The organism is Sphingomonas paludis, from assembly GCF_053502515.1.
The window spans coordinates 814,319-832,480 of record NZ_CP187558.1 but is presented as its reverse complement, the minus strand read 5'-3'; the positions used below and the strand labels follow the sequence as shown (position 1 = coordinate 832,480).

General features: G+C 67.2%; 19 protein-coding genes. 7 read left to right on the top strand and 12 right to left on the bottom strand.

The annotated features are described in order from the left end of the window. Positions 1-126: 126 nt before the first annotated feature. Positions 127-2,184 (top strand): S9 family peptidase, encoded by a 2,058-nt coding sequence (locus ACPVPU_RS03930; protein WP_448660409.1) that lies wholly within the window; start codon positions 127-129, stop codon positions 2,182-2,184. Between the two features lie 213 nt (positions 2,185-2,397). Then, positions 2,398-3,780, top strand: a complete 1,383-nt coding sequence (locus tag ACPVPU_RS03925; RefSeq protein WP_448659642.1) for an alkaline phosphatase PhoX — start codon at positions 2,398-2,400, stop codon at positions 3,778-3,780. 52 nt (positions 3,781-3,832) lie between these two features. Here the strand turns inward: ACPVPU_RS03925 and ACPVPU_RS03920 are convergent, their stop codons facing one another. From ACPVPU_RS03920 to hflK, 5 genes are all read right to left on the bottom strand, one after another. After that, a complete protein-coding gene (locus tag ACPVPU_RS03920; RefSeq protein ID WP_448659641.1) occupies positions 3,833-4,201 on the bottom strand; it encodes a hypothetical protein in 369 nt (122 codons plus the stop codon). Between the two features lie 361 nt (positions 4,202-4,562). After that, positions 4,563-6,209, bottom strand: a complete 1,647-nt coding sequence (locus ACPVPU_RS03915) for a helicase HerA-like domain-containing protein (protein ID WP_448659639.1) — start codon at positions 6,207-6,209, stop codon at positions 4,563-4,565. 68 nt (positions 6,210-6,277) lie between these two features. Continuing rightward, on the bottom strand, positions 6,278-7,783 hold the full coding sequence (locus ACPVPU_RS03910) for a Do family serine endopeptidase (protein WP_448659637.1): 1,506 nt from the start codon (positions 7,781-7,783) through the stop codon (positions 6,278-6,280). Positions 7,784-7,879: 96 nt separating this feature from the next. Next, on the bottom strand, positions 7,880-8,743 hold the full coding sequence (hflC, locus tag ACPVPU_RS03905; protein ID WP_448659636.1) for a protease modulator HflC: 864 nt from the start codon (positions 8,741-8,743) through the stop codon (positions 7,880-7,882). Beyond that, positions 8,740-9,846, bottom strand: coding sequence for a protease modulator HflK (hflK, locus tag ACPVPU_RS03900; protein WP_448659635.1), 1,107 nt, complete (start codon positions 9,844-9,846; stop codon positions 8,740-8,742). Before hflK ends, hflC begins: the two co-directional genes overlap by 4 nt. Positions 9,847-9,917: 71 nt before the next feature. Here hflK and ACPVPU_RS03895 point away from each other — a divergent pair, with 71 nt between their 5' ends. After that, the gene (locus ACPVPU_RS03895; RefSeq protein WP_448659634.1) at positions 9,918-10,883 is read left to right on the top strand and encodes an Mrp/NBP35 family ATP-binding protein; all 966 of its coding nucleotides are present in this window, start codon (positions 9,918-9,920) and stop codon (positions 10,881-10,883) included. A gap of 3 nt (positions 10,884-10,886) precedes the next feature. Then, a complete protein-coding gene (locus tag ACPVPU_RS03890; protein WP_448659633.1) occupies positions 10,887-11,321 on the top strand; it encodes a CoA-binding protein in 435 nt (144 codons plus the stop codon). A gap of 168 nt (positions 11,322-11,489) precedes the next feature. Here the strand turns inward: ACPVPU_RS03890 and ACPVPU_RS03885 are convergent, their stop codons facing one another. Both ACPVPU_RS03885 and ACPVPU_RS03880 read right to left on the bottom strand, forming a co-directional pair. Then, complete coding sequence (locus ACPVPU_RS03885; RefSeq protein ID WP_448660408.1) at positions 11,490-12,128, bottom strand: NrsF family protein; 639 nt, start codon at positions 12,126-12,128, stop codon at positions 11,490-11,492. 2 nt (positions 12,129-12,130) lie between these two features. Then, entirely contained in the window at positions 12,131-12,694 is a 564-nt protein-coding gene (locus ACPVPU_RS03880) for a sigma-70 family RNA polymerase sigma factor (RefSeq protein WP_448659632.1), read from the bottom strand. Positions 12,695-12,833: 139 nt separating this feature from the next. Between ACPVPU_RS03880 and ACPVPU_RS03875 the strand changes: the two genes are divergently transcribed. Next, positions 12,834-13,265 carry a thioredoxin family protein gene (locus tag ACPVPU_RS03875; protein WP_448659631.1) on the top strand — a complete coding sequence of 144 codons (432 nt, stop codon included), beginning with the start codon at positions 12,834-12,836 and terminating at the stop codon, positions 13,263-13,265. A gap of 4 nt (positions 13,266-13,269) precedes the next feature. Further along, the gene (locus ACPVPU_RS03870) at positions 13,270-13,995 is read left to right on the top strand and encodes a cytochrome c biogenesis CcdA family protein (protein WP_448659630.1); all 726 of its coding nucleotides are present in this window, start codon (positions 13,270-13,272) and stop codon (positions 13,993-13,995) included. Here ACPVPU_RS03870 and ACPVPU_RS03865 read toward each other — a convergent pair. Together ACPVPU_RS03865 and recF are read right to left on the bottom strand one after the other, a co-directional pair. Beyond that, complete coding sequence (locus ACPVPU_RS03865) at positions 13,885-15,174, bottom strand: phospholipase D-like domain-containing protein (protein ID WP_448659629.1); 1,290 nt, start codon at positions 15,172-15,174, stop codon at positions 13,885-13,887. The genes ACPVPU_RS03870 and ACPVPU_RS03865 overlap by 111 nt on opposite strands. Further along, positions 15,171-16,217, bottom strand: a complete 1,047-nt coding sequence (recF, locus tag ACPVPU_RS03860) for a DNA replication/repair protein RecF (RefSeq protein WP_448659628.1) — start codon at positions 16,215-16,217, stop codon at positions 15,171-15,173. Before recF ends, ACPVPU_RS03865 begins: the two co-directional genes overlap by 4 nt. A gap of 109 nt (positions 16,218-16,326) precedes the next feature. Here recF and ACPVPU_RS03855 point away from each other — a divergent pair, with 109 nt between their 5' ends. After that, positions 16,327-16,665 (top strand): hypothetical protein, encoded by a 339-nt coding sequence (locus ACPVPU_RS03855; protein WP_448659626.1) that lies wholly within the window; start codon positions 16,327-16,329, stop codon positions 16,663-16,665. On the opposite strand, the gene ACPVPU_RS03850 is transcribed toward ACPVPU_RS03855, so the two are convergent. From ACPVPU_RS03850 to map, 3 genes are read right to left on the bottom strand one after another with little or no spacing between them, the layout of a single operon-like run. Further along, positions 16,619-17,134 (bottom strand): hypothetical protein, encoded by a 516-nt coding sequence (locus tag ACPVPU_RS03850; RefSeq protein WP_448659624.1) that lies wholly within the window; start codon positions 17,132-17,134, stop codon positions 16,619-16,621. The genes ACPVPU_RS03855 and ACPVPU_RS03850 overlap by 47 nt on opposite strands. Beyond that, positions 17,131-17,334: a hypothetical protein gene (locus tag ACPVPU_RS03845; protein ID WP_448659623.1), complete on the bottom strand. Its 204-nt coding sequence runs from the start codon at positions 17,332-17,334 to the stop codon at positions 17,131-17,133. The genes ACPVPU_RS03850 and ACPVPU_RS03845 overlap by 4 nt, the downstream gene beginning before the upstream one ends. A gap of 53 nt (positions 17,335-17,387) precedes the next feature. Next, a complete protein-coding gene (map, locus tag ACPVPU_RS03840) occupies positions 17,388-18,161 on the bottom strand; it encodes a type I methionyl aminopeptidase (protein WP_448660407.1) in 774 nt (257 codons plus the stop codon). Position 18,162 lies beyond the last annotated feature (1 nt).

Here is an 18,162-nt window from a genome sequence, read left to right as displayed (position 1 = left end):
AGCTAACATAGGCGGCCGGGCGTTCCACGGCCAGCGCCCTGACCGGAGCCATCCATGCGCCAGTTGCTCACCGGCATTGCCCTCATCCTCTCTGCCGCCTCCCCCGCATCAGCTCAGAAAGTGACCATGACCGACGTGAAACCGCCCGTCGCGCCTCAGCGCCCCTACAGCTATGAACGCCACGGCATCACGATCAGCGATCCGTATCATTGGCTGAAGGATCAGGGCTATCCGACCGTCGATGACAAGGACGTGCTCGATTATCTGAACGCCGAAAACGCCTATTTCGAGGCGCAGATGGCCCCGCACAAGGTGCTGGTCGACACGCTTTACGAAGAGATGAAGGGCCGCATCAAGGAAGATGACAGCTCCGTGCCCGCCAAGGACGGCGCCTATCTCTACTGGCGCGCCTTCGAGGAAGGGGCGCAGTATCGCAAATGGTGGCGGCGGCCTGTCGTAGGCGGTGCGGACGAGCTGATCCTCGACGAACCCGCGCTTGCCGAGGGCAAGGAATATTTCTCGCTCGGCGCGATCGAGGTTGCGCCCAACGACCGGCTGATGGCCTATGCCACCGACGACAGCGGGGCGGAACGCTACACCGTCCGCATCCGCGACCTGTCGACGGGCAAGGACCTGGTCGACGTCATTCCCGGGATGAAATCGGCGATCGTCTGGTCGGGCGATTCCTCGGGCTTCTTCTACGGCAACGCCAACGAAAACTGGCGGACCGACACGATCTTCTACCACCGCCTGGGCGACGATCCGAAAAACGACCGGGTGATCTATAAGGAGGCGGATGACGGCTTCCAGGCGGGCGTCGGCATGACCCACAGCCGCAAGTTCATCCTCATCGAAACCGGCGATCAGGTAACGAGCGAAATCCGGCTGATTCCGGTGGACAAGCCCGATGCCCAGCCGATCCTGGTCCGCGCACGCAAAGCTGGCGTCAGCTATTCGGTGGAGGAGCATGACGGCACTTTGTTCATCCACACCAACGATACCGACACCCAGTTCCGGCTGGTCACCGCCAGCCTGGACAAGCCCGGCGAGTGGAAGGAACTGATCGCCCCGTCGCGCACCTTCTACATGACGGACGTGTCCACCTTCGCCGATTTCTTCGTCGTGGAGGGGCGCGAGAACGGCCTCGATCAAATCTTCATCCACCGCTATTCGGGCGGCGAACCGACGCGCATCGCCTTTGACGAGGCGAGCTATGTCGCGGGCCTTGATGAAAACCCGGAATATGACGTCGACACCCTGCGCCTGAATTATCAGTCGATGGTCACGCCCGGCACGGTGATGAACTATCGCCTGTCCGACGGCGAAAAGACGGTGCTGAAGGTTCAGCAGATTCCGTCTGGCTATGACGCCAGCCAGTATGAAACCGAACGGCTGATGATCCCGGCCCGCGATGGCACGCAGGTGCCGGTGTCGGTCGTTTACAAGAAAGGGTTCAAGCGCGACGGCAGCCAGCCGCTGCATCTCTATGCTTACGGCGCCTATGGCTATGCCATCCCGCCGGGCTTCTCGACCGGGCGCCTGTCCCTGCTCGATCGCGGCTTTGCCTATGCCATCGCGCATATCCGGGGCGGCGACGATCTGGGCTATCAATGGTATCTCGACGGCAAGCTGGAAAAGCGCACCAACACCTTCAACGATTTCGTCGATGTCGCGCGCGGGCTGATCGAACGCGGCTACACCTCGGCTGGCAAGCTGACCGCTTCGGGCGGCTCGGCCGGCGGCGAGCTGATGGGTGCAGTGGTCAATCAGGCACCGGAACTGTTCGGCGCGGTCGCCGCGCACGTCCCCTTTGTCGATGTGCTCAACACCATGCAGGACGAAAGCCTGCCGCTCACCCCCGGCGAATGGCCGGAATGGGGCAACCCGATCACCGACAAGGCGGCGTTCGAATTGCTGCGCAGCTACAGCCCCTATGACAATGTCGAGGCCAAGGCCTATCCGCCGCTGCTCATCACCGGCGGCCTCAACGATCCGCGCGTCACCTATTGGGAACCCGCCAAATGGGCGGCCAAGCTGCGCGCGACCAAGACGGACGGCAACGTGCTGCTGCTCAAGACGAACATGGGCGCGGGCCATGGCGGCAAATCCGGCCGCTTCGAATCGCTCCGCGAGGATGCCGAGGAACAGGCCTTCCTCCTCTGGCAGCTCGGCCTGACGGACTGACACCCATTTCTCCCCTCCCCTTCAGGGGAGGGGCCGGGGGTGGGGGAGGTAAAGGACAAAGCCCTCACCTATCCCACCGCTTCCCGCCGGGCCCCTTCCCTCTCCCGCAAGCGGGAGAGGGAGGGAGCACCGAAGGTGCGGAAGGGTGAGGGCCCTCTCTTCTTCGCGCCCCTTTCACTTCCCTGTCATCCCTCCGCCCGATAAACGCGACATATGACTCTCACCCCCTCCCGCCGCACCTTCACCGCCGGCCTCGCCTCGCTCGCTTTTGCCGGCTTCGCCGCCCGCACCGCGCTGGCCCAGGACGTCCCCTATCGCAGCGAAGTGCCCGGATACGGCCCGCTGGTCCGCGATCCCGCCGGGCTGATCGACCTGCCCCAGGGCTTTACCTATCGCATCCTGTCCGAGTTCGGTCAGCGGATGGACGACGGCTTCCGCGTGCCCGACGCGGGCGACGGCATGGGCCTGATCCCCTTGAGCGGCAGCCGCGTCGCGCTGGTCCGCAATCACGAACTGAAGGACAGCGCCATCGAACGCGGTCCGACCGGCGGGGACAAGGCGCTGGTCGACCGACTGGCACGCCTCTCGACCTATGACGGCACCCTGCCCGGCGGCACCTCCACCCTGATCGTCGATACCCGCACCAACCGGCTGGTCGGCCAGCATCTGAGCCTTGCCGGCACCGCGGTGAACTGTGCGGGCGGCATCACCCCCTGGGGCAGCTGGATCAGCTGCGAGGAAACGACGGCAAAGGCCGGCAACGGCCGCGCTCGCGATCATGGCTGGGCATTCGAGGTGCCCGCCCGCGCGAACGGCCTGTCCGATGCCGTGCCCCTCGCCGGCCTTGGCCGCTTCAAGCACGAGGCCGCCGCCGTCGATCCGCGCACCGGCATCGTCTATCTGACCGAGGACGAACAGGACGGCGTCTTCTATCGCTTCTTGCCGAATGTGAAGGGGCGGCTGTCGGCGGGCGGTCGGCTGCAGGCGATGGGTTTTGCCGACGCACCGGAGGGCGGGGACGGCCGCAATTGGCCCGATACCGCTCGCCGCTGGACGCCCGGTGCGTGGAAGCGCGTGGTCTGGATCGATGTCGACGGCCCCGACAACCCGGATGGCGACCTGCGCCTGCGCATGCACAAGGCAGGCGCCGTGCGCTTCGCCCGATCGGAAGGCGTGCATTTCGGGAACGGCGAACTCTATTTCACCTGCACCTCCGGCGGCGCGCGCAAATGCGGCCAGATCCTGCGCTATGTCCCTAGCGCACAGGAAGGGCAGACAGGTGAGCGCGACGATCCCGGCATGATCCAGCTCTTCGTCGAATCGACCGACCCCTCGGTGCTCGACTATGCCGACAACATCACCATCGCCCCCTGGGGCCATTTGCTGGTGTGCGAGGACAAATATATCGACAATCCGATGGATTGCCTGCGCGGTATCACGCCGGAAGGCCGCGTCTATACCATCGGCCAGGTACGGGTGGATACCGAACCGGCGGGAGCCTGTTTCTCACCCGACGGCCGCACCCTGTTCGTGAACCTCTATTCGCCCACTCGCACGCTCGCGATCACCGGCCCCTGGGCCAGCGTCCGCACATAGCAAAGGGCCGCCCCCGATCGTCGGGAACGGCCCCTGAACTCAGTTGGACGGATCAATAGCCGCCGACACCGCGATAGCGCGACGGGATCGCGACGGCGAGTTCCTCCTCGACCGTCACCGACCCGCGCGGCAGGACGACACCGCGCTCCGCCATTTCCTTGCGGAAATCGTTTTCGGCATCCAGCACTTCGGTTTCGTATTCGGCATAAGCCTCGATCCGGTCGGATTCGCTGTCGGCACCGCGCAGATCATTTTCCAGCTCGCGCTTCGCCTCGGACAGGCTGGTCTTGTAATCGAGGTAATGCGAGTTGCTGTCGGTGAAGATCGCCGCATAGCGATCGCCCCGCTCGCGCTCACCGGCAATGGCCGGACCAGCAGTCAGCATCGTCGCCGCCATCGCGGCCGTCATCAGGATCTTCATGGCGTGCTCCTCTCGCCTTGGTTGAACCACCCCACGCCAACGACCGGCATCGGGAGTCTCATCCACGGCTCGTCGTCCAAAATTCTCGGCTGAAGGTCCAACCGAGCCTATAAACCGACGAAAATCGCCGTTTATCGCAGGTTCATGCGGACAAAGGGGCTTCTCGCAGCCGCGAACGCATTGCGCACACGTGCCCCCATGCAAATTGAGAGGCAACGCTGACCCCGTGTTCCCGCGAAAGAGGGAAGGACGGTCGTCCGCCATCCCGAGGCCTTGCTTTTCGCAAGCTCCCATAAAGCGATCGGAACTCCCACCCCCGCTCGTCCCGAGCCTGTCGAAGGGCACTTCCCCGCCGCCCGACCTATCCCCGGAACAGCCCGCCCAGCACGCCGCGCACCAGGCCCCCGACGATGCCACCACCCTTTTTCGACCGCGACGAACCGAAGATCGCCTTGGTCACTTCGTTCGCCACCTGCCGCCCCACCGCCGAACTGGCCGACCGGGTCGCGCTGGTCACCGCCTTGGTCCAGGGACTGTTCGCCGATTCCCGCGCGGCGGCGCGTTCGGCCCGCTCCTGTTCCCGCGCAGCTGCGATGCGCTCGCGCTCCTGCTCCTTGGCGATGCGTGCTTCGACCTTGGCCCGCTCCGCCTCGGCCTTGTCCGCTTCCGCCTCGGCCTTGGCTGAGGCGGCTGCGGCCTTGGCCTCCGCCATCTTGGCATCCAGCAATTCGGCCGCCGATTCCCGGTCGATGGCCTCGTCATATTTGCCGCCGACCAGGTCGACGGTCAGCATGATTGCCCGTTCCTTGGCATTTAGCGGCCCGACCCGCGATCGCGGCGGCGCGATCAGCGTCCGCGCCACCGGGCTGGGCGACCCGTCTGGCTGGAGCACGGACACCAGCGCCTCGCCGACCTTCAGCTCGGTGATCGCCGTCTCCACATCCACGCCGGGATTGGCGCGGAACGTCTCCGCTGCCGCCCGGATCGCCTTCTGCTCCTTGGGCGTGAAGGCCCGCAGCGCGTGCTGCACCCGGTTACCGAGCTGCCCCGACACGCTGTCCGGCACGTCGATTGGGTTCTGCGTAACGAAATAGACGCCGACGCCCTTGGACCGGATCAGGCGCACCACCTGCTCGATCTTGTCGACCAGCGCATCGGGCGCATCGTCGAACAACAGATGCGCCTCGTCGAAGAAGAAGACGAGCTTCGGCTTGTCGGGATCGCCCACCTCGGGCAGCGTCTCGAACAGCTCGGACAGCATCCACAGCAGGAACGTCGCATAGAGCCGAGGGGACGCCATCAGCTTGTCGGCGGCCAGGATGTTGATGACGCCGCGCCCGGCATCGTCCAGCTTCATGAAATCGGCCAGGTCCAGCGCCGGTTCGCCAAAGAAATTGGCCCCGCCCTGGCTGCGCAGCTGAAGCAATTGCCGCTGGATCGCACCCAGGCTCGCCTTGCTGACATTACCGTACCGGGTGGTCAGCTCGTCCGCCCGCTCGCCGCAATGGACCAGCATTGCCTGAAGGTCGTCCAGGTCGATCAGCAACAGGTCCTCTTCGTCCGCCAGGGTGAAGGCGATGGTCAGCACCCCTTCCTGCGTTTCGTTCAGACCCATCAGCCGCGACAGCAGCAGCGGCCCCATCTCCGAAATTGTCGCGCGGATCGGGTGGCCCTGCTCGCCGAACAAGTCCCAGAACGTGACCGGATTGTCGGCATACACATAATCGGTGACGCCGATTTCCGCTGCCCGCGCGGTGAAGGGGGCGTGGACCTTGGCCATCGGCGATCCGGCCATCGCCATGCCGGAAAGGTCACCCTTCACGTCGGACACGAACACCGGCACGCCCGCACGCGAAAAACCCTCAGCCAGGCCCTGCAGCGTCACCGTCTTGCCCGTGCCGGTCGCCCCCGCGATCAGCCCGTGGCGATTGGCGCGTTTCAGCACCAGCGACTGCGGCTCCGCGCTCCCCGTCCCGGCTCCGATGAACAGAACGCCCGTATCGCTCATAAGGAAAACCCCCTTCCGACTGATGCCGAAAGGGGGTCTAGCCTGTTTTCAATGGCGCGTCAGCTGGATCAGCGGCTGATGTTGACCGCGATATAGCCGGTCACGCCGCCACGCCGCTGGACATAGAGGAGCACATTGCTGCGGCCCGCCGCCTTTGCTTCGTTGACGATGCGGGTCATGTCGGCGGCGGTGGCCACCGGCGTGCGGTTGACCGTGACGATCAGGTCGCCGCGGCGCAGCCCCTTGGCCGCCGCGTCGCTGGCCGGATCGGCGGAGACGACCACCACGCCCTTGGCATCAGCCGGCACGCCGATGCTGCGCCCGATCTGCGGGGTCAGCGGGGTGACGTTCAGGCCCAGCGAGACATTGGCGTTCTGATTGCCATCATCCTCCGGCATCCCCTGTTCGGCATCGGGGTCGAACCCGGCGATCTGCTCCTCGGGCGGACGGGTGCCGACGACGGCGGTCACCGTCTGGCGCTTGCCGTCGCGGATCAGCTCGAGTTGCACCCGCTCGCCCGGCTTCACCGCCGCGACCAGTGACGACAGGTTCTGCTCGGGCGTCACGTCCTTGCCGCCGACCTTGACGATCACATCACCCTGACGGATGCCCGCCTTGTCGGCGCCCTCGCCCGGCTCGACCCGCTGGATCAGCTCGCCGCGATCCTTGGGCAGGCCCAGCGCATCGGCGATATCCGGGGTCAGCGGCTGGATGCCGACGCCCAGATAGCCGCGCTGCACCGCCTGGCCGCGCATCAGCGTCTGGACGATCGGGCTCGCCTGTTCCGCCGGAATGGCGAAACCGATGCCCACATTGCCACCGGTCGGCGACAGGATCTGGCTGTTGATGCCGATCACATTCCCTTGAAGGTCGAACAGCGGACCGCCCGAATTGCCCCGGTTGATCGACGCATCGGTCTGGATAAACTTGTCATAGGCGCCGCTGCCGACGCGGTTGACGGCGGAAATGATCCCGGCCGTCACCGATCCGCCAAGCCCGAACGGATTGCCGATCGCCACCACCCAGTCGCCGACCCGCGCCTGATTGCTGTCGCCGAACCGCACGAACGGCAGGTTGCGGCCCTCGATCTTCAGCACCGCCAGGTCGGATGCGGGATCGCGGCCCACGACCCGGGCGGTATATTCGGTGCGATCGTTCAGCGTGACGGTCACCGATTCGACCACCGCATTGCGGTTGCCGTCGGCGGAAATGACGTGGTTGTTGGTGACGACATAGCCGTCAGCGGAAATGATGAATCCCGATCCCAGTGACTGCGCCTCGCGCGTGACCGGGCGACCGCCCTGGCCACCGCCGAACAGGTCGCCGAACGGCGTACCCGCGAACGGATTGGCGTTCACCTGGACGCGCTGGGTGGTGGAGATGTTGACGACGGCGGGCTGGAGCCGCGCGACCATGTCGGCAAAGCTCATCGGCGCGCCGCCGCGCGGGGCCTGTGCCTGAATGGCGCCCGGCTCGTTCTGGGCGGTCTGCGCGCCGACCGGCGTCTGCAGGATCAGCGTGGCGGCCGCGCCACCGGCCAACAGGGCGGAAGTGATTGCGTAGGTATAACGCACAGTTGCTATTCCTCTCGATTGGACCGGACTGGGGATCCGGTCGCCTTGGTTCTTAACCCGATCCTCGCTGAACCGGATTTGAATATGAACGGTTCGTCAGCGTTGGCCGCGCCCTTCGAACTGGCGCAAATATTCATTGTCCGGCGACAGGATGATCGACGTCTCACCGCTGGTCGAATTGCCGTCCGCGCCGAACGTGCGGCGATAGGACTGCATGGCCCGCCAGAAGTCATAGAATTGCGGATCCTTGCCGAACGACTGGGCATAGATCTGCGCCGCCTGCGCCTCGGCATTCGCGCGCACGATCTGCGCCTCGCGGTTGCCCTGCGCCTCGATGGTCCGCGCTTCCTGGTTGCGGGCGGTGCGCATCCGCTCCAGCGCGCTTTCCAGCGGGCTGCCGCTCGGCAATTCCGCCTGCTTGATGCGCACATCGACAATTTCCGCCCCGAACTGGCGGGCCTGGCGGTTCAATGCCGCCTGGATATTGTCCATCAACTGGCCGCGCTCGGGGCTGAGCAGCGCCGCGAAGGGCCGCTTGGACAATTCGTTGCGGAGCGACGATGCCAGGATGGTGCGCAATTGCTGCCGCGCGCCCTCTTCGGTGCGCACCGACACCACCATGCGCAGCGGATCGACGATGCGGAACCGGGCAAAGGCATCCACCTGCAATCGCAGCTGGTCGATCGACAGCACGGGCTGATCGTCCAGGTCGATCGACAGCACCCGCTTGTCGACCCACACCACGCGGTCGATGAACGGGATCTTGTAGAAGACGCCCGCACCGGTCGCGCCCGGCGCCTCGTTCGGGCGATAGGGGTTGACGACGCCGACGGGCTGCTGAAGCCGCAGGACGACTGCCTGCCGGGTTTCCGGCACCATGCCGAACGAGCTGAAGATCAGCACCAGCGCCAGAGTGGCCAGGATGCCCAGGCCGACGGGATTGCGATACCATGCGGTCATTGCGCGGCTCCCTGCGGCTGGGCGGGCTGGGCGGGGCGTGCCTCGGGCGGCGGGCTGTTCTGCTGCCCCTTCAGCGCGGGCAGCGGCAGATAGGGGGTGACACCCGGCGTTTCGACGATCGTCTTGTTCGACCGCGCCAGCACTTCCTCCATGGTTTCGTAATAGAGGCGGCGGCGCGTCACGTCCGGGGCCAGCCGATATTGTTCATAAATGGTGTCGAACTGCGCCGCATCGCCCTGTGCCCGGGCAATCACCTGCTGGGCATAGGCACGCGAATTGTTGATGTTGGCCTGGGCCTGCTGCTGGGCGGCGCTCACCTGCTTGAACGCATCATCGACGGCGGCCGGGGCCTGTGCCTGGTTGATCGCCACGCCCGTCACCTCGACGCCGGCGCGATATTCGTCCAGCATCGCCTGCATCCGGTTCTGCACATCGACCTCGATCGCGCTGCGGCCGTCGCCGATCGCCTGGCTCAGCGTCACGTTCGCCACGGCGGCACGCATCGCGCTTTCCGCCGTCGCCTTCACCGTGCCTTCGGAATCGGCGATCTGGAACACGAAGTTTTCTGCGCTCTTGATCCGCCAGCGGACCGTATAGGTCACATCGACGATATTTTGGTCGCCGGTCAGCATCAGGTTTTCGGCCGTGCCTTCGGGAAAGCGTTCCTCGCGCACCCGGTCGACATCGACCACCTCGACCGCGGCGATCGGCGACGGGGCGGTGATGCGGAACCCGGGTTCCAGCGTCTCGCTGTATCGCCCGACCAGGGTGACGACGCCGCGCTGCCCCTGGCCGATGGTGTGGACGCTCGTGAAAATGACGTACAGGCCAAGCGCCAGCAGCGCGATCAGCAACCAGATGTTGCGCGTCACCGGCATCGGAAGTTTCGGACCGCCGCCGCGCGTCCGCTTCAAAAATTCGTCCAGCGACGTGGCGTTGCCGCGCGGTCGCCCGCCGCCGGGTGGCGGGTTCCACGGGTTGCGCGGGCCGTCGCCGCCGGAACCACCACCGGACCCGCCGCCGCCTTGGCTGCCCCAGGGGCTCTTGCCGCCGTCATTGTTCAGGATTCCGAAGCGCGGCTTCCAGCCGAATAGGGTTCGCATATCCCCTTTATAGGCAGGCGCGCAGCGAATTACAGTGGCAACACGCATGCGAAAGACTATCTGCGCCATTGATGAACGACGCCGCCAGCCTCTCCGCCCTGATCGCTCCCGTCGCCGCTGGCCGCGCCACCGTCCGCATCGACGGCAGCCGGGCCAGCATCGTCCTCGACGTGACCGGCCTGGATGCACCGACGCGCGACGCCCTGGCTGCCGAGGTACGCGCCGCAGCGCTGGGTGCGCCCGGCATCGACGATGTGCGCGTGGCCCAGACGGCCGAACGCGTGAACCGCCGCCTGATCGCGGTGGCCAGCGGCAAGGGCGGCGTCGGCAAATCCACCGTCTCGGCCAATCTCGCCATCGCGCTCAAGGCCGCTGGGCACCGCATCGGCCTGATCGACGCCGACATCTATGGCCCCTCGCAACCCCGGCTGATGGGGGTAGAGGGCATCAAGCCGCAGGCGCGTGACAAGACGCTGATCCCCGTCCCCACCCCCTACGGCGTGCCCCTGCTGTCGATGGGCCAGCTGGTCGCGGAGGGTCAGGCGATCGCCTGGCGCGGCCCGATGGCGGGCGGTGCGCTCGGCCAGCTGGCCGATGGCGACTGGGCGGGCACCGATACACTGATCCTCGATCTGCCGCCCGGCACCGGCGATGTTCAGCTGACGATGATCCAGAAGCACAAGCCGGCGGGGGCGGTGATCGTCTCCACGCCGCAGGACTTGGCGCTGATCGACGCGACCCGCGCCATCGACCTGTTCAACAAGGCGAATGTGCCGATCATCGGCCTGGTCGAAAACATGGCGGGCTATGCCTGCCCGGCATGCGGCGAAATTTCCGACCCCTTCGGCTCGGGCGGGGCACAGGCGGCGGCTGAGCGGCTGGGCATCCCGTTTCTGGGGCGCGTGCCCCTCACCCTCGCCATCCGCATCGGCTCCGATGCGGGCCAGCCCCCGGCCGCCGGAACCGGGCCGGAGGGCGCGGTGTTTCACGATCTGGCGGCCATGGTCAGCGACTGGATCGCCCAGCAAGGGAGATAAGCGATGCCGATCACCGATGACGCGGGCAAAAAGGCGCTGCTCGACGGGGTAAGGACCATCGCGCTCGTCGGCGCGTCGAACAAGCCGGAACGGGCCGCTTACGGCGTGATGGGCGCTCTGATCGACTGGGGCTGGCACGTCATCCCGGTCAATCCCGGCCTTGCCGGACAGATGATCCACGACCAGCCCGTCGTCGCCAGCCTTGGCGACATTGCCGAGCCGGTCGACATGGTCGAAATCTTTCGCAATGCCGAAGCGGCGGGCGCGGTCGTGGACGAAGCCATCGCCATCGGCGCGAAATCGGTGTGGATGCAGCTGGGCGTCGTCAATGACGAAGCGGCTGCGCGCGCCGAGACGGCGGGCCTTCAGGTCGTGATGGACGATTGCCCGATGCGCGTCGTCCCCCGCGCCGGGGTGGTGGTGCCGAACCGGCGCTGACGAAAACGCGGTGTACAATCACCTAGATCCCCCCTCCCCTTCATGGGAGGGGCCGGGGGTGGGGGCGCGCCGCAAGCGACCAGTCCGGCGGATCGCCCCACCCCAACCCCTCCCCTGAAGGGGAGGGGCTTGAAGCGGTCACCATGGGGTAATCGATGCCCTACCCCCTCACCACCGGATCAGCGGCGGCACCGCCAGCCGCCCGGCGACCGCGCTGATCGTCACCGCCGTCCCGTACCACAGCGCGATGTAATGCACCGAATTCTCGCCGCAGTGCAGGCTGTAGGCCAGCGTCCCGAAGGCGCCCGCCGCCAGCCCGGTCAACCATCCGGCCCGCGCCGGATCGACCACTGCGCCCCGGCGCAGCCACAGCACCATTGCCGTGCCGATGGCCAGCGCGCCAGACAGGCTGAGGATCAGGCAGTCGCGCGCCGCATCGTTCATCATCGCCTCGACGGGGACCCGCCCCTCGTCGATCATGCCGATCACGCTGGCCAGCGGGAACAGCAGCGCCACCGCCACCATCCATGCCCAGCCGCGCTGGGTATTGCCGATGCCCGGCCGCACCATCGCCGTCACCGCCTTCAGCGTCGCCAGACCCAGCAGCATCAGCGTGCCGGACCGCAGCACGACGATGGGCAGCGGCCGCATCGCCGCGATGTCAGCCCGGATGCCGGCCCACAGGACGATGGCCACCGCCACCGTGGCGGCCAGCGCCAGCCCGAGCATCATGCCCTGTCCCGGCCGCACCCGCCGCACGGGGGTCAGCCCGTCGACCAACCTGTCGATGTTCAACGCCTCACGCATCGTCACTCACTCTCGATCAATGCCGCGAGCCGTTTCAGCCCGCGATGGATGTTCACCTTGACCAGCGGGACGGACTGGCCCGCCTGTTCGGCGGCCTCCGCCACCGACAGGCCGTCGATCTTGACCAGCCGGATGACCAGCGCCTGGCCCGGCGGCAGCATCGCCAGCAGCCGGTCGATGCCGATGGCGGCCGTCACCGCATCCTCATGGTCGCCCACCGACAGATCGGCGGGCAGTTCCGTTTCGTCCGCGCGGTATCCGCGCCGCAGCTGGTCCACCCACCGATAGCGCGCGATCGCCGCCAGCCAGGGCAGATAGGGTCGCGCCGGGTCGTATGTCGCCCGCTTGCGATGCACCGACATCAGCGTGTCCTGCACCAGGTCGTCGATCAGCGCCGGCGCGATCCGCCGCGCGAAATGCCGTTCCAGCCAGCGCTGGCTGGCGGCCAGCACATCCCGGTACGCCGCCCGGTCGCCGCCCTGCGCCAGCGCCATCAACCGCGCCAGCGCGTCGTCATCGGCGATCATCGTCGTCCCATAATCCGTGTTCGTGTCGAGCATCGCCATTCGCGCCGATCACCGGGCCGGTTACAGCGACGATCGAAACGCGCCGTTTCCATCCGGTGCCGGTAACCATCGCCGACGGACCGGCGAACTCCCGTCCAGCGCGCCCGGCTGGCGGGATGGCGCACCCGTCCGGAGACCAATGATGAAAGCCCCCCTGATCGCCGCCGCGCTTGGCGTGGCCGGCATTGCCGCCCTGCCCGCGCTGGTCGCTGCGCCCGTCGCGGCTGCCCCTGCTCCTGCCCCGGCCGCCGTCGCCCGCCCCTTTACCCAGGCGGCGTTTGATGCCGCGAAAAAGGCCGGCAAGCCGATCCTGATCGACGTCCATGCGCCCTGGTGCCCGATCTGCGCCGCCCAGCAAAAGGTCATCGCCTCCGTCACCGCCGATCCCCGCTACCGGGATCTGGTGGTGTTCCGCGTCGATTATGACACGCAGAAATCGGTGTGGAAGGGGTTCGGCGCTCAGAAACAGTCCACCCTGATCGGCTTTCGCGGGGCCACGGAAACCGGCCGCCTGGCCTATACCGCCGATGCGGACAAGGTCCGCGCGGTGATCGCGGGCACGGTGGGCTGAACCGATGGCAAGCGGCCTCAACCCCCTGCTCGGCTATGCGGCGGGCGCGCTGACGATCCTGTCGCCCTGCGTCCTGCCTCTGGTGCCGATCGTGCTTGGCGGCGCGGCACAGGCGGGGCGGCTGGGGCCGCTTGCCCTGGCCGGTGGCCTTGTCGTCTCCTTTACTGGCACCGGCTTCCTGCTGGCGACGGCGGGCGTGTCGGCGGGTCTGGACGGCGATCTGTTCCGCCTGTTCGGCGCGGTGATGCTGGCGCTGTTCGGCCTGTTCCTGCTCGTGCCCCGCGCACAGGCGGTGCTGGCCAGCGCAGCGGGTCCGCTTTCGGGCTGGGCCAGCGAACGCCAGTCCGGGCTTGAGCGGCACGGCCTTGCCGGACAGGCGGCGATCGGCGTGCTGCTCGGCCTGGTCTGGAGCCCGTGCGTCGGCCCGACGCTGGGGGCGGCGACCCTGCTCGCGGCACAGGGCGACAGCCTGGGCGCGGTCGCCGCCGTCATGTTCGCCTTTGGCCTCGGCATCGCCACGGTCCTTCTGCTCATCGCCCTTGCCGGGCGAAGCGTGATGGCGCGTTGGCGCGGGCGATTGATGGGGGCGGGTTCCGGCGGCCGACGGGTGCTCGGCTGGCTATTGCTGGGGGTCGGGACCGCGATCCTCACCGGCTTCGACAAGACGGTGGAGGCGGCGATCATCGCCGTCTCGCCCGACTGGCTGGTCGCGGCCTCGTCCACGATCTGACCGGGACAGGCGGGCACGCGTCCGCTCGCCCCACCCGACCAGCCGCCGCGACACGATGGGGTCGAGCACGCTCATCCCGAAATAGGCGATGGCCTGACCGATCCGGCGCGTCAGGGTCGACCGCGCCTTGTGCATCGCCGGGGTGACCTCCTGCGAATCCGCGACCTCCCCGTCGATATAGGCGCGGACATGGGCGGCGAATCCTGCGTCCTCGATGCGCAGCATCACCTCCAGGTTCAGGAACAGGCTGCGGAAATCAAAATTGGCCGATCCGATATGCACCGCATCGTCGATCACCAGCAATTTCGTATGCAGCTTGGTCCGGCGATATTCGAAGATCCGCACCCCCCGCTTCAGCAGCCCGGCATAGGTAAAGCGCGATGCCCAGATCGCGGCCCAATTATCCGTGACGGAGGGCAGGATGATGCGGACCCGCCCCCGCCGGCCCGCCCGGCCCAGCCGCCGCAGCATCCCCGGACCCGGCGCGAAATAGGCCGCGATGATGTCCACCCGCCGCGCCCGTCGCATCCCCCGCTTCACGGTCCGCGCCCATGGCGACAGCCGCCGTGTCGGGCCACCCATCAGCCAGCGGACCGCCCCCTCCGGCTCGCTCCAGTCGGCCAGCAGGCGGTTCAGCGCCCGCACCGGCGCTTTGGGCCGCGCAGTCCACCGCGCCAGCCCGTCGAAATACCGGGCCAGCCGCGCCGCCGCCGGCCCCTCGACATGCAGGCCCAGGTCGCGCCACGCGCCCTTGTCGGCCAGCCCGAAATAATCCGCCTTGATGTTGAACCCGCCGATGATCGCGCGGGCATCGTCGGCGATGGCGAACTTCTGGTGATTGCGTAGCAGGTATTTGCGGCCGAACTTCGGGATGAACAGCTGGACCGCACCGCCCGCCTGGGCCAGCGGGCGAAAGAAATCCCGGTCCGCCGCCGGATCGCTACCCAGCCCGTCGACGATCAGCGTCACCGCCACGCCCCGCTCCGCCGCGCGCATCATCGCGTCCAGCACCGCCGCGCCCGCATTGTCCGGCTCGTAGATGTAATAAAGCACGTCCAGCCGCTCGGCCGCGCCGTCGATCAGGGCGATCAGCGCGGCATAGCGGCGCGGCCCGGTGTCGAGCAGGCGCAGGGCGTTGCCCGCCACCGTGAACAGCGGCTGTTCCGGCGGCTCCCTCACCCGCCGATCCTGATCCAGCTCGCCCGTTCGCCCAGCATCGCAAAGGGCGCGGTCTCGGTGCCCGTCATCCACACCTGACCCCGCCCCGCCAGCCGGTCGAACAATGCGGCGCGAGCATGGGGGTCCAGATGCGCCGCGACCTCGTCCAGCAACAGCACCGGCGGCGCGCCTGCCCGTTCCTCGACCAGCGCGGCATGGCCCAGCAGGATGGACAGGAGCAGCGCCTTCTGCTCGCCGGTCGAACAATTCGCCGCCGCCTGCCCCTTGCCCAGATGGGTGACGGACAGGTCCACCCTGTGCGGCCCCTCGATCGCACGACCCGCCGCCGCATCGCGAGCCCGCCCGCGCCGCAACAGCATGGCCAGGTCAGCCTGCTCGTCCCATCCGGTCAGCGTTGCCGCCACCCCCGGAAACCGGTCGGCGGGCGCCTCGGCCAGCCGCTCGCCCAGCATCGCCACCGTCGCCGCGCGCGCCGCGTGCACCGCCCGGCCATGCTCGGCCATCCGCGCCTCCAGCGCATCCAGCCACTGCGGATCGGCGGGCCGCTCGTCGGCCAGCAATCGCCCGCGCTGGCGCATCGCCGCCTCGTACCGCGTCACCTCGGTCGCGTGGCGCGGGGCCAGCGCCAGCGTCAGCCGGTCCAGGAACCGCCGCCGCTCCGACGCCGCCTCGACGAACAACCGGTCCATCGCCGGGGTCAGCCACAGCACGCTCAGCCATTCGGCCAGCGCCGCCGCCGGGGCCGCCGCACCGTTTACGCGCACGATCCGCCGCTCCGGCGCATCGGCGCGCGTGCCCGTACCAAGCTGCGTGCCGCCCGCCAGCATCGTCGCCACCGCAAAGCCTCCCGGCCCGCCGTCGCGTGCCATCGCCGACAGCGCGGCCCGGCGCAGCCCGCGGCCCGGCGCAAGCAGGCTCACCGCCTCCAGCACATTGGTCTTGCCCGCGCCATTGTCGCCGGTCAGCACGACGAACCCCGCCCCTGGGTTCAGCTCCAGCGCGGCATGGTTGCGAAACTCGGTCAGGGTCAGGCGGGTCAGCACGGGGGGCAGCGTTACGCGGGGTTCACTTCATCGGGAACCCAAAACGCATCAGCGCGCTTTTCATTTCCCCGGCGCATCGACTAAAGCAGCGCCGACAGGAGATTTTCGCATGATCCGCACCACCCTGATCCTCGCTGCCCTGACGCTCGCCGCCTGCGCGCCGCAGACGCCGCAGGAAAAACAGGCCGATCAGTTGCGCGAAGAAGCCGAGGCGCGCGCCGAATCCGTGATGGCAGAGGCCGGGAACGTCACCGCCGGCATGGACGCTGAGGCCCAGGGGTTGCTGAACGAGGCGGGCCAGCTCGGCACCTATGAGGCCAAACGGCTTCAGGTCCGCGCCGATGCGCTGAAGCGCGAGGCAGAGGTCGTCACCGAACAGGCCGAGGCAAAGGCCCGCGCGATCAAGGCCGAGGGCGAGGCAAAGGCGAGCGCATTGCTGGCTCAGTAACGTCCCTGTTCGACTGTTTTCGCCAATCGAGCATATTGGGCCAGTCGCGGGTATTCAGCTCCCATTCGGTCCAGCGCATACCCTGGGGCGTCGGCTGGGTCAGTGTCACGAGGCCGTTGGAACTGTGCAGGTAAGGGAAATAGCCGATGCTCTTGATCGGCTCCCGGCTGGTCAGGATGGGGATGGGCGTACCCGAAACGCCGTCCTTTTCGATGAACCCTGCGACGATGGACGCCTTGGGCAACCGCCACAGGCCGATGAAGATCGTTTGACGGGTGGTGCCATCTACATCCACCCTGATTGTCTGCAACGGTGTCACGCCCTGAATGGCCGGGGGCGCGCTTGCGGTTTCGCCCGGCGAAAAGAGCGAATAGGGTTCCGTCCGCACCTTCCGTCCGCCGCCATAGAACAGGTCGATGATGCGCCCATCGGACAGCGCGATCTGGCTGGCGGCGATGCCCTTGATCATCGGGGCAAGACGCCGGTGATCAACGACCATCGCTTGAAACGCAGCCGTCCTCCTACCTCGTCGGCCACGGTCACGCCAACGTCGCGATCCGCCGGCATTTCCGTGATCTGCAACGTGTCCACGCCGCAGCTTGGTTCCTGCCTGCCGGGCATCGCGGCCGCCATGCCGCCCAGAACCAATGGCCAGATCAGTCCCGCCATCACGCTACTCCCTTGGCCGGCCATCGCACGAAACGCCCGGAAGACAACAGCGTTCACGCCGCCAGCTTCACCCGCTCGTCCTTGCGCAGCGTCAACACCTCGACGCCGGTGCGGGTCACCGCCACGGTATGTTCGAACTGCGCCGACAGCCGGTCATCGTCGGTCACCACCGTCCAGCCATCGTCCAGCGTCGAGACGCGCCTTGTGCCCTGATTGATCATCGGCTCGATGGTGAACACCATGCCCTCGCGCAACATCATGCCGGTGCCGGGCCGTCCGTAATTCAGCACCGACGGCTCCTCGTGCATTTCCCGCCCGATGCCGTGGCCGCAATAATCGCGCACCACCGAATAACCGCGCTTCTTCGCGTGCCGTTCGATGGCATGGCCGATATCGCCCAGATGCGCGCCCGCGCGCACCGCGCCGATCCCCTTCCACATCGCTTCTTGCGCCACCTGCACCAGCCGGCGGGCGTGCGGGGCGACACTGCCGACCATGTATGTCTTGCTGGAATCGGCGATGAACCCGTTCTTTTCCAGCGTGATGTCCAAATTTACGATATCGCCGCCCCGGATAATCGTCGCCGCATCGGGGACGCCGTGGCACACCACATTGTTGATCGAGCTGTTGAGGACATAGGCAAAGCCGTACTGCCCCTTGCTCGCCGGTCTTGCCTGCAATTCGTCGGCGATAAACCGTTCGACCCGGTCGTTGATCGCCAGCGTGGACAGGCCGGTCAGGTCGATCCCGTCCAGCATCTCGAACACCCGTGCCAGCAACCGGCCGGATATCCGCATCAGCGCCAGTTCGGCGGGCGATTTGATCAGG